This is a genomic window from Haloarcula laminariae (assembly GCF_025457605.1).
GTDB lineage: Archaea > Halobacteriota > Halobacteria > Halobacteriales > Haloarculaceae > Haloarcula > Haloarcula laminariae.
This window is the reverse complement of record NZ_JAMZFY010000004.1, coordinates 86,224-101,936: the sequence shown is the minus strand read 5'-3', so window position 1 is coordinate 101,936 and position 15,713 is coordinate 86,224. Positions and strand designations below refer to the sequence as shown.

The window sequence follows — 15,713 nt, the reverse complement described above, 5'->3', positions numbered from 1 at the left end:
GTGGGACGCAAATTCCGAGAGAACAGCCGCTATCGACGACTACTGGTCGTCGAGTCAGTCACAACTCTTCACAATGAGGACAGTGCTGAGTACCGACTGTCGAAGACTTCGAATACATCGCGCGGGAATTAGCGCGCGTGTTCATAAGAACGGTCTGCGGACAGTTGGTGACCCCTCGATGAAAGACTTCGGAGGATGAGCCCTCGCTGGAAACCCTGCTAAGGGCTTCCTTCGCGCGAGCGTACTGTTTCCCGAGAGCCAAAGCTCGAAATGGACAGTCTTGTTGAAGTCTTATGACTTCGAGGTGGCCAAATTCGGCCGCGATAAGGGCCGGCCAGCGGCTTCCCCATTCGGGGAACCTCACTGACCGAACCGCCTCAATTACGCATATTGTCGCAAGAAGTACTTAAAAGACTGCGTATGATCGTCAGAGATGCTCTACCGGCAAAGATCAACAGGCAGCCTACTGCAGTGGCTGGTTCTCCCGCTCGAAGTATCCGATTCGTTTGAGTTCCGCTTTGACGAGTTGGGTCACGCTGTAATGATCATCATCGGAGACGCCATGCAGGGTGCAGAGATCGTTGAAATCCGAATTTTGGCTGAAGCGATCCGGAAAATCCTGCTGGCTCGCCTCCGATAGATCCACCTCTGTCGGGTCATTTCCTTGCAAAAAGTAACGTCTCCGCTCACGATTGACGACAATCCCGATCGTACAGAGGGCAACCTTCTCGATCCGTTTTTGCTGCCCGAAACGGTCGAGGTTCATCTGGCTCATCGCAGCGACGGCCCGCCGTTGCTGGTAGGTAGGAACGTCGAGGGTCGAACAGAGTGATCCAGTGATGCGTTTCTTATCGCGTGCGGCCTCGCGAGTGCTGTGATCGCCGTCGCTGTGGTGACGACCCTCGTTCAGTCGGATGAGTCGCTCGATGTTCCCGTTCGCCGTCCCGACCCCAATCCGTGTCTCTCCGAACGGATCATATCCCGTCGTGTAGGCGTCGGGCTGGTGGTCGCGCAACTGCTGTGCGGACGGGACCAGTTCCGGATCCTCATCCACCTCGTTGTCAGTCTCCGTCTCGTTCGTCGCTTCGGTAGCCTGCACGCGTTCTCCGGCCATCGGTATCTTGTCGCCGTCTGGTAGAATTACGGCAGTCCATTTAGTCTTTGAGTCAATTGACGACTTGTCCAATATGCCGTTTGACGACGACTGGGTATGAAATGTGTCGGGGATGAAATAGCGTATATGCCAGTATGTCCCGAATGTGGTCAAGAAAACTCAAGACCAAATCATAAGCAAATCGACCCAAACGACAAAGCGCACATCGATACTATAGAACCAGACAGTGGTCATAGTACTGTAGGACCAGAAGACGACTCACATATAGACATTTCAGCACCACCAATAATATGCTCCAATTGCAGCGAAACATACTACCGCTAATATTTTGTGGCTTTGTCTGACGTACTGTAATATATTCATTCTTCGAGATGTGTCACGGAGTCCGGCGAACGTCGTAGTTTGGAGTAAACCCCGACGTTCGCACAGTAACGGCTTTCCGAATAAAGCGTTGGAATAGATCGTTGACGTCGAAATAGATCGCCAATACCGCTGATTAGCGCACGCACGCGCGTGCGGGAACCTTTAGGCCCCTCAGGGCAATGGATTTGATAACAGTGGCTGAAAAGGACTATATCAAGTCGGCTGGCCTGTCACACCTCCGACTGCGTTTTCATCTTGTCACATCAGATGGAGAAGTTTCAGAGTTTTTGATACAGCTTGAATACAATCACCAACTGGTTGACACAGGCCCAGACAGTTGGTGTGCCATTGCGAGATTTGATCATAACCCACAGGCGCCAGATGGTCATGACGTGACGGAAGAGGGGTTGCATCTAGATTTACTCAATCCAGATGGCTCGAAATACGACGTGCGGCGTGGGTTCGGACCAGTCCTACTCGGAGATTGTCCGACCTTCTGTGAAAACTATCTTTTGAGCCGAGCAGAGAAGCTTCTAATCAACTACGAGAAGCGGAATGATATTTCGGACGGTCTTTTCCGGTCGTAACTACCACTCGTCTTCCGGCACGGATTCGAGCTCATCTAAATCCGGATAGTCGTATTCACCGTCAAGCTCGAAATCAGATTGAGGGCGACCAGTCATCTCAGCAAGAACAGCCGCTACTGGCTCGTCTCGCTCTTCTGGCTCGGGTTTCGGCTGGAATTTTGCCATTGCTGAGTTCCTTTTTTAGAGGGTCTGTCTGTGGATAACTCGAAGTACTCCACATGAAGCAGGCCTCTTACGCTTGTTACTGAACAGTAATAGCTTCTCATCGTACAAAAATGTGCCGTGTGGCGTGCACAGTGTAATGAAATATTCGCTGAGTGGTCAATTCCCTACGAAACTCGTATTACGACTTATCCGAAAAGTCGTAATAGATTATCCGTCTATCAGGGCCTATACCGTACAATACGGGATTAGTGGCTCTTGATAGGGTAGCGTAGTTACGGTTCCTAGACTAATCGTAATAGCCTCTTAGGGTATGGACGTTTACTTTAGAGCTATTTGATTAAATCATTCCGCGAACCGCGAACATCGTCTTCATTGAATATACTACTGCGTTGTTTGATTCGTTCAGGAGAGATGGTCTGCTTTGTGCCGTCCCACTCGATTTCCTCTTCTCGTGTGTGATCTTGGAACAGTGAGTTCTCTCGCAGTTCCTTGGGGTTAGTCGTCCACGTTCGTATCCACCCTTCAAGATGTCCTCCGTGATCGTCTTTGAGTATCACTCGGACCGGAATATCTGAGACTTCTTGATTCAGACCACCCGATTCAGAATATATCGAGTGGTCGTTGATTGTATCGGGGTATCCGGCTGGATGTATGCGTAGGCCTCGGGAATCGTTTGTCGCGGGATTCAGACAGTGTAGGATATCGGACGTATCTATCCGATCAATCAACGTCCACACAGCCATCCCACCGGCCAATTTTTCAGGACGGTCAGCACCGATCTTATCATATACCGAGTCAATCTCATACATACTGTATATCCTCTCTTCCTGATAAATTATCTTTGGGGACGGTCAAGAATACAGTTCGTGGATCCGACGACAGAAACGAAGCGCCTCGACGAACTTGAAACTGGTTGGATTGATTATGGGACAGAACTGTAGTCCTCTCCCAGATGGGAGTTAATGCAATTCTTTAAACATAGACCGGGTATGGGAGAATACATGGCCGTCGCTACCTACGTTCGTGTCTCGACGACCGACCAAAACCTCAACCGGCAACTCCAAGCCACCCACGACTACGCAGTCGACGAACTCGGTGTCGAACCCCCCGCCATCGAAGTGTATCGCGACAAGTCTACCGGGACTGATGTCGAACGGTCGGGCTACCAGGAATTGATTTCTGACGCCGAGGACGGCCGCCTCGACGCCGTCGTCGTGCATGAAGTGTCTCGCGTGGCCCGCAGTATCTCTGATCTTGAACGAACCGTACAACGGCTACGTGAGGCCGGTGTCGCCGTGCATATCGTGTCCGAACGAATGGTCTTGCGGCCCGACGAGGAAGATGAAGATCCCTACCAGCGGGCGTTGTTCCAGATGCTGGGCGTCTTCGCCGAACTGGACGCGAAAATCAAACGCCAGAACATCCGGCAGGGCATCGCCGCCCGTCAGGAAAGCGATGAGTACAACCACGGCCCCGCACCCATCGGCTTCGAAAAAGACAACGGCGAACTAGCTGAGGCCGGCGACTATCATCGCGTCTGTGAAATCCTCGAACGTGTCGCCCGTGACGAAATGAGTCAACGAGAAGCGGCGAAGGAACTTGCCTGTGCCAGAAAGACTGTTCGGACGGCCGTTCGAGATCGGCCCGAGCTGTACGGTATTGCCTAGTCGACGACCCCTTCGCTAATGCGGAACAATTCCTGCGATAGAAGTCGTCTACCGACTGAAAACGAACATTTACACTCTGCAAAAGGGGTGGTCCCCTTGTCCATTTACACTCTGCAAAAGGGGTGTCCCGCTGAAACAAGATAGAACCTCACGGCGGGTTTGTTGCGGCATTCAACGGCTCATAAGAGTCTGCGTGATAGGCAACACGCCAGAGTTTGAGAACAGCACGGGTAACGAGTGCTTCGACAGATTGCTTGATGCAAGATTCTTCAACATCATCTGGGTCAGAGGTGGCTTCAGGGGGCGGGTGATAGTGCTCGAGTCCTGGAACGTTGATGTAATCCCCGCCATGTGGATGGCTGCCCCAGCGGAAGTTCACGCCGTCAGCGTCCGTATAGTGAAATTTGTAGTCTGATCGAGTCGTCCACTGAACGTCAATTCGTGCAGATTCGGCCTCACAGAGGCCGTCATCGAGTGGGACCTCGAGGACTGTCGGATTGAGATAGTCATCAAGCGATGGCGCTGCGAGCGGCTCTTCTCTCTCGATGATGTCACGGACCGTGAGCAGAGCTGGCCGGTCGATCGAGCCCCGTAACGAGTGGAGTTCGTCTGTCTCGTTGCTCTCTCCCATCTCTTAGACGGGGACACCATCGTCAGTTGTTCGTGAGTCACCGTCGACAAATCGCTCGGCGTTCGCGATCGAGAGTGCAGCGTTCGCAAAGGCAAGATTTCGACGCGTCGTTTGCCACTCTTGGAGGGTCTCACTGTCGATTTCAGATTGATTAGATCCAGCCTCTGACAATGTCTGATTTGTCTGCTTGATCGACAGCTCCTCGGGTGAGTCGACGCCGTGTTCTGCCCGAAAGTCATTGAGTTGTTCACGCATCTCTGCGATACGTGTGCTGAGCTCGTCAGTCGAAACGTGTTCGAGGATATCTGCGGCCTGCTCAACGACGAGCGATTCTGGCGACCGCCGATATATTGTCCCACCATGTTCTCCGGTTGCGGTAACGACGAATCCCTCATCTGCGAGTAGGTTCAAGTGTTTTCGCGCTGTTTTCGGTGAGGTCTGTGCGTCTTCAGCAACAGTCTCAGCCGATACTGCCGAGTACGTGTGCGCGATAACGTGACGAACCCGCTCGTAGGGAGTTGTTTCCGATTTCCACTCGTCACTGACTGCCTCATTGATGTCTTCAAACTCGGCCGGGTGGGGTTCGTCGGTCATATCTACACCAACAGCATAAAGAAGTATAGTGCTTTGGTATAGTACCATTCTACGCTTCTGGGGGTGTATTAGTTCACCATGTGGACGCGAGGCGGGCACAGTCGATAAACCATCTACTGCTATAGGCATGTCAGCTACTCGTCTGACGCAGAGTTAAGACAATTCACCCAGATTATCTGGATAAGCTGGGATTTCCAGATATGCCAGATAAGCCAGATATCCGTTCCCCGACACGTATCGCAATCTCGAATCAGAAGGGTGGAGTCGCCAAAACAACCGACGCGATCAACATCGCTGGGGCGCTAGCGGCCCGAGGCCAGCGTGTGCTCCTCTGGGATGCTGATCCACAAGGCTACCTCACGATGGGGGTTGGCTTTGACGATGCCTATACTGCCGATGCCCCCAATCAATACACGGCACTGAAACAGCCGGGCAGTCACGATGTTGGGGATCTCATTCTCACTCATGACGAGTTTGATATCGTTCCGGCGAACATCGATATGTTCCAACTTGAACAAGAATTGGTTTCGGCAATGCGAGGGCGAGAGCGTGTTTCACAGCTCTTGGCTGATGTCGAAGGCTATGACTTCGTTATCATGGACTGTCCGCCGTCTCTGGGTCACCTCACTGACAACGCGCTGCTCGCCTGCGAGAATATCGTCATCCCGGCTGAAGCAGAGGACACCAGTATCCGGGCCCTCGATATCCTCTTCAACCAGATTGATACGCTGGAAGAGAACTTCGACGAGACGACAATTACCGAACAGGCCATTGTCGTTTCGAATATTGACTACCCGCTTGACGGAGAACAGAAATCAATGTTGGAGTGGTTCGACGATACTTTCGGCGATTATATCCCAATCTATGAGTTCCGGAATCGAGCTGCGGTGAAGCGGGCGTTCAACGACGGGGTCTCAATCTTCGGCAGTGACGAGGAGTGTGATCAAGAGGATGAACTCCTCCAATTGGCTGATCATCTCATCGAGAATCGAGGTGAGATGGTATGAGTGACAAGCGTGACGAGAAGCAGAACGATATGAGCAATCGACTCGCCAACCGGTTCGACGATGAAGCAGATAACCAAGATAATCTGGAGCATATTGTATAGAAGAACAAACACAACTATCTCCCGTCTTGCGTTTTGGTATTCTAATACTTACTAGATAACAAACATCTTGCTTACGTACTTTTAATCCTCATATTGAAACAATATTCTATACTTATTCTTGTTTCAATGGTAAAAACTTTTATTGTGACAATCAGTAATACTGAGTATGGTCAGACCTGTCAAAATTACTCTCCCGGAACAGGACGACGAGATTGGGACGAGGTTGCCAGAGCCAGACGGAGAAATGTTCGATAAGTTGAAAGAAAAGTACAACTTCCCTTACGATTCGGAAGCTGCACGATGTTTCCTGAAACTGGGTATGATGTCGGCTGTAGACAACGACCCTCGACACGTAACGGCATCTGAGACAAACGAAGACTTTTCGCCAGTCACTATCCGACAACTAGTACCTGAAGGAGCCGACAATGCTGTCGATATGACCGACGAGTTCTGGGAGCAAATTCTCCGGGATGAGATGATGGATATCGTCGCAGACGACCCGGCGATACATCGAGACGGATTCAAAATCTACAAATGACGATAGAGTTCGACTCTGACACTCGGCCCCGGCGCGACGACGAATCCTTGCTTGAGTACTATCTTCATTTTCGGGGAAAAGAACTCGAACCGAGCTCAAAGAGGGACTACAGGAGTGGCTGGAGCAACTTACAGGATTTTCTCGAAGCGGAAGGCTACACGCTATCTGATATAACTAAACAGGAAGCCCTAGAATGGTGTGAGTTTTTACGGGCGAGAGATATCAAAGAGAGCACCGCTGAGAAATCCGTGAGTGCTCTAAGCAAGATGGTAGATGATCTGAAACAAACGCCAGAGGTCAGAGGGGGGAGCCCATTTCAGGACGCACTTGATACCGACCCATTCAGTTACGACGATTCGACGAACAAACTCGAAGTCCCTCTTGACTCTCTCCGCCGGGCGATCTTTGATATCGGTCATCCAGTCACACTATTCGCGTTCGTTGTGCTGCTGAAGACCGGATTACGATGCTCGGAACTAGTGAATCTCGACGAGCGTGACGTAAATCTTGACCGACCGATTTCGGAAGCCCTAGATGCCCCACGGCCAGAAATACGAGACAAACCGAACACACTCTACATCGATTCAGCAATATGTGAGGGCGATACGGTCAACGGTGAAGTGCGGGAACACGGAAATAAGCCGAAGTCGTATCGTCAAATCCCACTCGATGTAGAGACAGTTGACCTGTTTGAGTGGTATCTCGGGCTGGCTCCGAATTCAAAGTCGCCAGCCAATCCGATTGTCAAAGTGTTCGGGTACGGGAAGAGCAACACAGAAATAGGAGACAGGATGGGATGTCACGGAGTATGGCGTAGAATTGTCGCTGTTGCAGAGGAACACGGTTGGGACGTGGATGATGGGGGGGTGACGCCGCATTGGTGCCGACACTGGTTCACCACGCAATTACGGGGACGGATCGACGATGGCGAGGTGCCCCTCGGTTCAGCAAAAGAGTACGTACAAGGGCTCCGAGGAGACACAGATGACTCGGTCATCAGCACGTACACCCAGGACTGGGATATCAACGAAGACAGCAAGAGCTACCCCGAGGTCTACCGAGATAACATTCCGACATTGCTCAACGACTCGCACGAAGAGGGTGAGATCACATGCCCTTCGTGTGGCCGTGAGCCGCCTGCTGTGACGTTTTCTGCAATGGAGCCTGTTGATGGCGAAGGTGTCCTCTGCAATCCCTGTGCGCGAGAGGAGTATGTCTCAATCTAGCTATCAGATATATCGAGAATCTACAGGTGATATCGAATATGAATCATAAAGACGAGACCTTGCCGACGCCGGGTCCGAACGAACCAGTCCCGGCGTGGAATGAGTACCGCCAGCTGCGCGAGGCCGTCCACGACTATCTGGACCACGACCCGGGCGACCCGGCGTGGGACGACATCTGGCGGGCGCTCGGCGCAATCATGGGCGAGTTTCAACGCGATGCCTTCGCCCAAGCGTTCGACCTCGACGAGCCTGCCGAGCAAGCCTGCATACGCCGGCTCATCACGGGCGATGAGGAGTGCCCCCACTCACCGCTGGAAGCCGACAGTGACCCGACTGGGCCGCCTCACAGCCCGCCAGCAGACGACCATTCAACACTCTGGCTCGACGATGGAGATCCCGCGCTGTATTCGATGCACGTCTATCCGGGGAACATCGAGCGGTTGGATTCCAAAGAGCCGCCGCATAACCTCTGGTTCGACGTCTTCGAGTTCGCTGCCGAGTGGGGCCTGGAAGTCTCGATCCTCCCGAAGTCCTGGTACAGTCTCGGCACGGCTGTTCAAATCGTATTCTACCCGCCGGAACGGTATCGGAACAACGAACAGAATTAGTCTCGGTACAGATGTAGAAATTGAGCGCTAACCGAAGACACCCCTCGTTTGGAGTGAGATCTATTCGAGACTCTCCCTGAGGACCCAAAAATTCGTGTTTTGATTCAGGCAGCAATACTGATAACATTGGCCTGATATCTAACTGATAGGTCCATACTCACGATATGCCTTTCACCGCGACTCGAGGGTCCGAACGTATCCTCCCCCACGAAGCGAGCGCCACTGATTCGCTTGTGTGTCCCGTCTGTGATGACGATATGAGTGTCGTGGAGGGCCATCACAGAAAGAGTGGATTTGTTGCTCGTCATTTCCGTCATCAACTCAACGATGACTGTGGTGGGGAATCGATTCCCCACCTCCGAATGAAGTCCATTGCGTACTCGAAACTCGTAGCAGAATATCCCGAGGCATCCATCGCTGTCGAGGAGTCAATTGGTACTCGTCGGGCAGATATTCTCGTGACATTTCCAGCTCCGCAGCAGCCGCTCGGGCAGGGCATCGCTGTTGAGGTTCAGCACAAAAACAACTCGAAAGACCTCTTCGCGACTGATCAGGATTACTATGAGGAAGGGTACAGCGTCCTCTGGTTGTCCAAACAGCACTATTCCGACTACGACGTAACGATAGACCATATCCAGCCTGTGTGGCCCAATGCGCTCCCTCAGCTCCGGGGATACGACGGTCTTTCTTGGCCAGCTTCGGAGTCGACGCCGTCTCTCGAGATGGACGTCCCACTTCCCCCTGATTATCTGGAGGAACACCGATCGTCGCTTCGCGAAGCATTCGAACGAGGGCAACGCCAGCGTTCAAACCGGTCATGGACGACACACCAGCACATATGGTTGAGCAAACCTCACCAGCCGACAAACCGGTCGCTGCAATTTGTCGAAGCTCCTGCTGGGGGGTTCCATCTGAAATTGAGTAAGGGAAAGAAGGGGGAGCGCCCGGATTTTGTCCATGTCCCGCTCAATGAGGGTGATCTCGATAGTCTCGAGAACGTGCATACAGTCATCACGGCAGCACTTGAGGAAGACCAAACCAAGGGCGAATGGCAGGACCTCGCTGTTCGATGGCCGAAAGCATACGATGCTCCGGTAACAGCTTGGTTGAAGGTTGTCTCAACTCCCGACAACAGCTATCTCCTGGAGCTGGGAAAGAAGGACAAAAGCGGACAGCCAGACGATGTAAAAACGGCTTTTAATCCTTCTGAGGGGTTTGAGAGCCGCCTTCGTGACTTCTTCCAAGATATTGAACCGTACCTCGCAGAGGGATAGAATCCAGTGCGCTAATCCTGTTAGCGAGATAATCTTCAGCAATCTATCTCAATCCGCTTCTTCGACCAGTGTTTCGAGCTCTGCTAACCGCGGCAGTTCTGTGATGCCACTGAACAAGACGAGTACTGACAACTTGGACTGGCTCGGTGTCGGCATATCACCGCTCCGTATCTCCGGTGACTGCAGTTCGTCCGCGAGCCACTGCTGGCCATCGGTAACCGCATCCCGAAGCAACCACGCGGGTGGCCCGGCAAACACGGTCAGGGCACTATCAGCCGAGTCCAGCGTACATTCGGCCGTCAGTTTACCACGCACTGCCCTGCGAAGTGTCGTCTCGACGGCATCGTATGCTTCAATTTCATCAATATCGTCAGATTCGTCGGTGAAAAACTGATTCCGAATTCGATCGATGACAGTGCCTTTACCGGTATCCTCACCCGTTTCCAGTTCCTGACTGGCGTAGCCAAGCGTTGCGAAATCCGCGTCTGAGAGGGTGTTAATTATTTCACTGGCATCGACGACACTCTGGCCGACAGATTCGGACTCCGTGGTCTCACCTGCCGCAAATAGTGCCCCGAGTCGAGTCACAACTGTCTCATTCAGTGACTCGGCAGCTTCATCAACTGTCTGCCCGCTGGGGAGCCAGGCTTCGTTGTCGAACAGAATCTGCGCGTCAACAGTTGCCTCCAGCGTCCGGAGTGCTTGCATCGCATTCACGGCTGCTTCGGCGTCCCACCCGGCAGGTAACACGGACACACAGTAGATTGGAATCGCGTAAATCTCTTCGAGCGCGTCGGCGATGTACGCGGTGGCTCCACCTCCTGTCCCTCCTGCCAGCCCGGCCACGAGGACGATAGCGTCGACATCGCTGGTCACCAGTGGATCAATCGCCCGCCGTACTTCGAGCCGTTCATCTTCGATGGCGGCGATGCCGTTCGTCCGATCCCTGTCTGTCCCGTTCCCATCTGTTTCGAGGAGTCCGAAGCTATGCCGCTGGTCTTCTGGGAGAACATTGAGTTCCTCGAGCGCTTGGGTATCCGTGTCGACGGCACAGGCCGCGCCGAGATACGTCGTCTCACGCTGCTCATTGTCTCGCCACAGTCGATCGACAATCCGACCCCCAGCACCACCAATTCCGACTGCCGCGACTCGCATACTCTATGTCTGGTGTCGACTGATATTAATAATCCGACATCAGTTCTTCTTCACGCGTGCAGTTGGTGATTCATGCGAGAAGCACGACCAGTTTCTTCGAGAGAGATGTCAACTCTGATTAGCGTGAGACGTATGAGCAGAAATTGACTACACAGACACGGAGCCAGCGGATAGCTCCTAAAGAGTTAATTTCGGATTTTTCGGCCGGCCCAGCAACTCAGAGGATTTGTGCACGGGCTGCAGCGATTGTGCCAGCTTCAAGAGATATTCCAGTAGCCGTGCAAGATACAGGGCGCATAGTCAGCGCTAAAGAACCCGGTCGTCAAGCCTTACAGTATACTGGCGTCAGATTCGTAGTTACTCTGGCGCTTTGCTCTCAGCTAGCAGGGACGATATGATGAGTCGCCTGACGCCACGTCGGAGGAGACCACCTGCTGCAGGTTGCGAGATATCCAGCTCAGCGGCGACTTCGTCGAGTGTTGCGCTCCGTGGTTCTTCGAAATACCCTGTTTCGAGTGCGACGAGGAGTGCTTCCCGTTGACTATCGGTCAACCCAGTGTCCGTATTTCCTAAACTCGCGTATTCGTTCACGCGAAGTAACTCGATGTCAATGTCGTTCTCTTGGGCGTAGTCCCAGATATGATGCAGGTCTGCTCGTTCTGTCAGCCAGATTGTGAACAGCCAAGCGCTTCCATTATTTTCCTTATCGAGGATAACACCGTTCGCGTCCGAAATCACCGGTGAGAGAAGTATCCCTTCGCCACTGTATTCGACGCAATATATCGCCTCCTGATCTCTGGTTTCGATGACCCGTTCGAATTCAGCAACGGTATTATCCTTCCGTAATCCCTCTTCGAGTCGGTGGAAGTCGGACGATTCGATGTAGTAATAGAAGGTTCTAGATGTTGGGTCAGTTCCCGCCTCTGAGACCGACATCACTTTCGAACTTTGGTCGTACATGACTGACTTCGTACACACTATGTCGGGATGCTCGACCCGTATGTCGGCTTTAATATCGGTCACTGGTTTCAACGTGGCATTTTATCATCTAGCTGCGAACCTATTTTCCGATACGTGACGGTAACTTATGTTACTGTGCTGGCGGCCGAGATTGTCACAATGTTAGCGTGGTCAGACAAGTAAGGTGGTGATTTCCGCTGTCGTCTCAGGGAAGCGGCCGAACAGGTCCTGGCAGTCCTAACGATGTTGTTGACCGATTGTGGTGGGCAGGAAATACTATGAGTTATCTCACGTCAAGTGTGGTTTTTGAAGTCGGTGGTCACGTTCGGAAGGGCCAGAACCGTACAAAATTTTCGCAACCCCATATAAATACGTTATACGGATAACCTACACAACAATCCAGTTCGAGGTGCTTTTTCTCGTATAATGGCTGCAGGAGATCTAGTGCTGACAGGGCTGATGGCCGTCCTCCTCGTCGGCATCACCGCAGTACTCACGCGTATCGAGAACTGGCGGTCATACACGCCACTGGCCGGCGGTGGAACAGCGACCGGTGAAGATTCTGTCGTCCTCAACCGGGAGAAACCCACTGGGCTAATTCGCTGGCTAACGACCGTTGATCACAAAGACATCGGCTTACTGTACGGATTGTACGCCATCATCGCCTTCGCCGTCGGGGGGATCATGGCGATGCTCATTCGCATCCAGCTCATCGTCCCTGGCGGGGCGATTCTGGGAACGAACGCGTACAACTCTATCCTAACGAGTCACGGTATCACGATGCTGTTCCTCTTCGGGACACCCATCATCGCGGCCTTCGCGAACTACTTCATCCCGCTGCTAATCGGAGCCGACGACATGGCGTTCCCGCGTATCAACGCAATCGCCTTCTGGCTGCTTCCGCCCGCCGCCCTCCTCATCTGGGCCGGCTTTTTCCTCGCCCCTGTCACTGAGAATATGATCGAACCGGCCCAGACCGCGTGGACGATGTACACGCCGCTGTCTGTCGAGCAGACTAACCCCGGCGTGGACCTGATGTTGCTGGGCCTGCACCTCTCCGGTGTCGCGACGACGATGGGTGCCATCAACTTCATCGTGACCGTCTTCACCGAGCGGGGTGAGGACGTCAACTGGGCGAACCTCGACATCTTCTCGTGGACTGTCCTCACTCAGTCGGGGCTCATCCTCTTTTCATTCCCGCTGCTGGGCAGCGCCATCGTTATGCTCCTGATGGATCGCAACCTCGGGACGACGTTCTTCGCCGTCGAGGGCGGTGGTCCGCTCCTGTGGCAGCACCTGTTCTGGTTCTTCGGCCACCCCGAGGTGTACATCCTCGTGCTGCCGCCGATGGGGCTCGTCTCCCTCATCTTGCCGAAATTCTCCAGTCGGGAGCTGTTCGGCTTCAAGTTCGTCGTCTACTCCACGCTGGCTATAGGCGTGCTTTCCTTTGGCGTGTGGGCCCACCATATGTTCTCAACGGGGATGGACCCACGCCTGCGGGCCTCCTTTATGGCTGTCTCGATAGCTATCTCGATACCCAGCGCGGTCAAGACGTTCAACTGGATTACGACGATGTGGAACGGTCGCCTTCGACTGGCCACGCCAATGCTGTTCTGCATTGGCTTCATCTCAAACTTCATCATCGGCGGCGTCACTGGCGTTTTCCTCGCCTCGATACCCATCGACCTGATTCTGCACGACACCTACTACGTTGTCGGCCACTTCCACTATGTCCTAATGGGCGCTATCGCTTTTGGTGTCTTTGCGGGCATCTACTACTGGTTTCCCGTCTTTACCGGCCGGATGTACCAGCGCAAGCTCGGCAAAGCCCACTTCTGGCTCTCGATGATCGGGACTAACCTCACGTTCTTCGCGATGCTGGCACTCGGTTACCTGGGTATGCCTCGCCGGTACGCGACTTACCAGCTTGACGGCGCTATCGCGCCGCTGGCACAGGTCTCGACGTTCCACCAACTGGCCACTGCCGGCGCATTCATCCTACTGGTCGGCCAGCTTATTTTCGTCTGGAACCTTCTCCAGTCCTGGTTGGAGGGGCCAAAAATCGAGGACGGCGATCCGTGGAACCTCGAACGCGACGGGATGCTCGACAAGGAGTGGACCTGGTTCGACCGCAAGCTGGAGACGGCTATCACCGACGGCGGCGAGGACGAGGAGGAGTCCACGTTGACCGACGGAGGTGAGCCGAGCGAAGCGAGGCGAACCTCATCGGACGTGTCCGATGGCGGTGAGCCAAAGGACGACTGACGCTGCTAATATTGATGACTATGCTCATTTTGCTAATATCCGCTTAAGTATTACAGTACGTTGTATACTCTGAATCGAATTCTCGTGGCGGTGGTTGCTGGAATTGTGAACCCATCTCCTTCGATGTATAGGGGTTTTCCAACACGGTCAATAGCCCCTTGAATTTCGATAGACTCTCAGTTTCGAGATACGCATCCAGTGCCTTTTCGACCAGGTAGTTGCGGGGGATATACCTCGGATTGGCTTCCTGCATCAACTCTTTATCTAGACCGACAGCAGCCAACTTATTCTTCAACTGTTCGAACTCTGCAGTTGCAAACACGGGGTCATTAAACGTACCAGGCGTCTCTAATTCTAGGAAGGTATTGGTATAGTCTGCGTTCGATTTGCGAAGCCACTCTATGAATTCATCGACGAGCTCGTCCTCACCATCTGAGTTGATTCCCAGTTTCTTCCGCATCATCGTGTAGTATTGCGCATCAAACCGATTCTCAAATTCGTCCAGTTTGCCTTCGAGTTCATCATATGTGAGCGCTGATTGCGTACACAGCGGTTGGAGTGCCTCTGCAAACCGTTCAAGATTCCACCGCAAGATGGGTCGCTGGTTGCCGAATGCATATCGGCCGTGCTTGTCGATCGAGCTGAAGACCGTCTCCTCATCATAATAATTCATGAACGCACAGGGTCCGTAATCAAATGTTTCTCCATCGACACTCATGTTGTCTGTATTCATGACCCCATGGATGAATCCGACACGCAGCCAGTCCACAACCATCTCAATCGATGACTGCATGACTGCATCGAAGAACTCTAGATACGTGCGATCTTTCGCATTTAGCTGCGGGTAGTGCCTGTCGATAACATAGTCAGTGAATCGCTGTAGTTCGTCGGATGCTTGGCCTGCAACATACTGGAAGGTCCCATATCGAATGTGACTATTCATCACTCGGACAAGGATGGCCCCAGGTTCTGTCCGTCGTCGTTCGACTGGTTCGTCAGTTTCGACGACTGCCAGACTTCTCGACGTCTTAATGTTTAGATTCTGCATCGCATACGAATACAGATACTCTCTGAGCATCGAGCTGACAGTCGCGTCGCCATCGCCTCTTCCGGAGTACGGCGTTCGACCAGACCCTTTCAGTTGAATATCGTATCTCTTACCATCGTGCACATGTTCGCCGAGTATCATCGCTCTCCCATCGCCCAGAACTGTAAAACTTCCATACTGGTGGCCTGCATATGCTTGGGCGATTGGCTCTTCCAAGAGATCTTGGCCTGCTAGAATTTTAGCATTGAGCTCTGCTGTATCCAATCCAAGATCAGCACATAGCCCGTCATTGAGAAGCAAAATCTCGGGGTTAGCGATACTTTTGGGCGTTACTCTCGAATAGAGGTTCGAGTCTAAATTTTTGTAAGTGGTATCAAACGAATAGGGCATTTTGTTTCATTTAGTGTATC

General features: G+C 52.8%; 16 protein-coding genes. 8 read left to right on the top strand and 8 right to left on the bottom strand.

Features of this window, described 5'->3' with window-relative positions; genetic code table 11:
* Positions 1 to 463: 463 nt before the first annotated feature.
* Positions 464 to 1,114, bottom strand: a complete 651-nt coding sequence (locus tag NJQ98_RS18525; protein WP_262181350.1) for a DNA-directed RNA polymerase subunit epsilon — start codon at positions 1,112 to 1,114, stop codon at positions 464 to 466.
* Between the two features lie 542 nt (positions 1,115 to 1,656).
* Here NJQ98_RS18525 and NJQ98_RS19175 point away from each other — a divergent pair.
* Entirely contained in the window at positions 1,657 to 2,064 is a 408-nt protein-coding gene (locus NJQ98_RS19175) for a DUF7718 family protein (RefSeq protein ID WP_431357507.1), read from the top strand.
* Here NJQ98_RS19175 and NJQ98_RS18520 read toward each other — a convergent pair whose 3' ends face one another.
* Both NJQ98_RS18520 and NJQ98_RS18515 read right to left on the bottom strand, forming a co-directional pair.
* A complete protein-coding gene (locus NJQ98_RS18520; RefSeq protein WP_262181348.1) occupies positions 2,065 to 2,229 on the bottom strand; it encodes a hypothetical protein in 165 nt (54 codons plus the stop codon).
* A gap of 329 nt (positions 2,230 to 2,558) precedes the next feature.
* On the bottom strand, positions 2,559 to 3,038 hold the full coding sequence (locus NJQ98_RS18515) for a hypothetical protein (RefSeq protein ID WP_262181346.1): 480 nt from the start codon (positions 3,036 to 3,038) through the stop codon (positions 2,559 to 2,561).
* Between the two features lie 180 nt (positions 3,039 to 3,218).
* On the opposite strand from NJQ98_RS18515, the gene NJQ98_RS18510 reads away from it, so the two are divergent.
* Entirely contained in the window at positions 3,219 to 3,896 is a 678-nt protein-coding gene (locus tag NJQ98_RS18510; RefSeq protein ID WP_262181343.1) for a recombinase family protein, read from the top strand.
* Between the two features lie 148 nt (positions 3,897 to 4,044).
* Here NJQ98_RS18510 and NJQ98_RS18505 read toward each other — a convergent pair whose 3' ends face one another.
* Both NJQ98_RS18505 and NJQ98_RS18500 read right to left on the bottom strand, forming a co-directional pair.
* Positions 4,045 to 4,527 (bottom strand): toxin-antitoxin system TumE family protein, encoded by a 483-nt coding sequence (locus tag NJQ98_RS18505; RefSeq protein WP_262181340.1) that lies wholly within the window; start codon positions 4,525 to 4,527, stop codon positions 4,045 to 4,047.
* Positions 4,528 to 4,530: 3 nt separating this feature from the next.
* Positions 4,531 to 5,121, bottom strand: a complete 591-nt coding sequence (locus NJQ98_RS18500) for a DUF7342 family protein (protein WP_262181337.1) — start codon at positions 5,119 to 5,121, stop codon at positions 4,531 to 4,533.
* A 200-nt stretch (positions 5,122 to 5,321) separates the two neighbouring features.
* Between NJQ98_RS18500 and NJQ98_RS18495 the strand changes: the two genes are divergently transcribed.
* From NJQ98_RS18495 to NJQ98_RS18475, 5 genes are all read left to right on the top strand, one after another.
* Positions 5,322 to 6,128 carry a ParA family protein gene (locus NJQ98_RS18495; protein ID WP_262181334.1) on the top strand — a complete coding sequence of 269 codons (807 nt, stop codon included), beginning with the start codon at positions 5,322 to 5,324 and terminating at the stop codon, positions 6,126 to 6,128.
* Positions 6,129 to 6,395: 267 nt separating this feature from the next.
* Complete coding sequence (locus NJQ98_RS18490; protein ID WP_262181331.1) at positions 6,396 to 6,767, top strand: hypothetical protein; 372 nt, start codon at positions 6,396 to 6,398, stop codon at positions 6,765 to 6,767.
* Positions 6,764 to 7,993, top strand: a complete 1,230-nt coding sequence (locus tag NJQ98_RS18485; RefSeq protein ID WP_262181329.1) for a tyrosine-type recombinase/integrase — start codon at positions 6,764 to 6,766, stop codon at positions 7,991 to 7,993. Before NJQ98_RS18490 ends, NJQ98_RS18485 begins: the two co-directional genes overlap by 4 nt.
* A gap of 38 nt (positions 7,994 to 8,031) precedes the next feature.
* Positions 8,032 to 8,601: a hypothetical protein gene (locus tag NJQ98_RS18480; protein ID WP_262181325.1), complete on the top strand. Its 570-nt coding sequence runs from the start codon at positions 8,032 to 8,034 to the stop codon at positions 8,599 to 8,601.
* 257 nt (positions 8,602 to 8,858) lie between these two features.
* On the top strand, positions 8,859 to 9,875 hold the full coding sequence (locus NJQ98_RS18475) for a competence protein CoiA family protein (RefSeq protein WP_262181323.1): 1,017 nt from the start codon (positions 8,859 to 8,861) through the stop codon (positions 9,873 to 9,875).
* 48 nt (positions 9,876 to 9,923) lie between these two features.
* On the opposite strand, the gene NJQ98_RS18470 is transcribed toward NJQ98_RS18475, so the two are convergent.
* Positions 9,924 to 11,030: a tubulin/FtsZ family protein gene (locus tag NJQ98_RS18470; protein ID WP_262181320.1), complete on the bottom strand. Its 1,107-nt coding sequence runs from the start codon at positions 11,028 to 11,030 to the stop codon at positions 9,924 to 9,926.
* Positions 11,031 to 11,387: 357 nt separating this feature from the next.
* The gene (locus NJQ98_RS18465; protein ID WP_348533591.1) at positions 11,388 to 12,053 is read right to left on the bottom strand and encodes a helix-turn-helix domain-containing protein; all 666 of its coding nucleotides are present in this window, start codon (positions 12,051 to 12,053) and stop codon (positions 11,388 to 11,390) included.
* 363 nt (positions 12,054 to 12,416) lie between these two features.
* Between NJQ98_RS18465 and ctaD the strand changes: the two genes are divergently transcribed.
* On the top strand, positions 12,417 to 14,255 hold the full coding sequence (gene ctaD, locus NJQ98_RS18460; RefSeq protein WP_262181315.1) for a cytochrome c oxidase subunit I: 1,839 nt from the start codon (positions 12,417 to 12,419) through the stop codon (positions 14,253 to 14,255).
* 43 nt (positions 14,256 to 14,298) lie between these two features.
* Here the strand turns inward: ctaD and NJQ98_RS18455 are convergent, their stop codons facing one another.
* The gene (locus NJQ98_RS18455; RefSeq protein WP_262181312.1) at positions 14,299 to 15,693 is read right to left on the bottom strand and encodes a protein adenylyltransferase SelO; all 1,395 of its coding nucleotides are present in this window, start codon (positions 15,691 to 15,693) and stop codon (positions 14,299 to 14,301) included.
* Positions 15,694 to 15,713: the final 20 nt, after the last annotated feature.

Coding starts and splice junctions, on each gene's coding strand:
- NJQ98_RS18500 (WP_262181337.1), bottom strand. CDS start 5,121: ATGACCGACGAACCCCACCCGGCCGAGTTTGAAGACATCAATGAGGCA.
- NJQ98_RS18455 (WP_262181312.1), bottom strand. CDS start 15,693: ATGCCCTATTCGTTTGATACCACTTACAAAAATTTAGACTCGAACCTC.
- ctaD (WP_262181315.1), top strand. CDS start 12,417: ATGGCTGCAGGAGATCTAGTGCTGACAGGGCTGATGGCCGTCCTCCTC.
- NJQ98_RS18515 (WP_262181346.1), bottom strand. CDS start 3,038: ATGTATGAGATTGACTCGGTATATGATAAGATCGGTGCTGACCGTCCT.
- NJQ98_RS18505 (WP_262181340.1), bottom strand. CDS start 4,527: ATGGGAGAGAGCAACGAGACAGACGAACTCCACTCGTTACGGGGCTCG.
- NJQ98_RS18490 (WP_262181331.1), top strand. CDS start 6,396: ATGGTCAGACCTGTCAAAATTACTCTCCCGGAACAGGACGACGAGATT.
- NJQ98_RS18495 (WP_262181334.1), top strand. CDS start 5,322: ATGCCAGATAAGCCAGATATCCGTTCCCCGACACGTATCGCAATCTCG.
- NJQ98_RS19175 (WP_431357507.1), top strand. CDS start 1,657: ATGGATTTGATAACAGTGGCTGAAAAGGACTATATCAAGTCGGCTGGC.
- NJQ98_RS18475 (WP_262181323.1), top strand. CDS start 8,859: ATGAGTGTCGTGGAGGGCCATCACAGAAAGAGTGGATTTGTTGCTCGT.
- NJQ98_RS18470 (WP_262181320.1), bottom strand. CDS start 11,030: ATGCGAGTCGCGGCAGTCGGAATTGGTGGTGCTGGGGGTCGGATTGTC.
- NJQ98_RS18520 (WP_262181348.1), bottom strand. CDS start 2,229: ATGGCAAAATTCCAGCCGAAACCCGAGCCAGAAGAGCGAGACGAGCCA.
- NJQ98_RS18480 (WP_262181325.1), top strand. CDS start 8,032: ATGAATCATAAAGACGAGACCTTGCCGACGCCGGGTCCGAACGAACCA.
- NJQ98_RS18510 (WP_262181343.1), top strand. CDS start 3,219: ATGGGAGAATACATGGCCGTCGCTACCTACGTTCGTGTCTCGACGACC.
- NJQ98_RS18485 (WP_262181329.1), top strand. CDS start 6,764: ATGACGATAGAGTTCGACTCTGACACTCGGCCCCGGCGCGACGACGAA.
- NJQ98_RS18525 (WP_262181350.1), bottom strand. CDS start 1,114: ATGGCCGGAGAACGCGTGCAGGCTACCGAAGCGACGAACGAGACGGAG.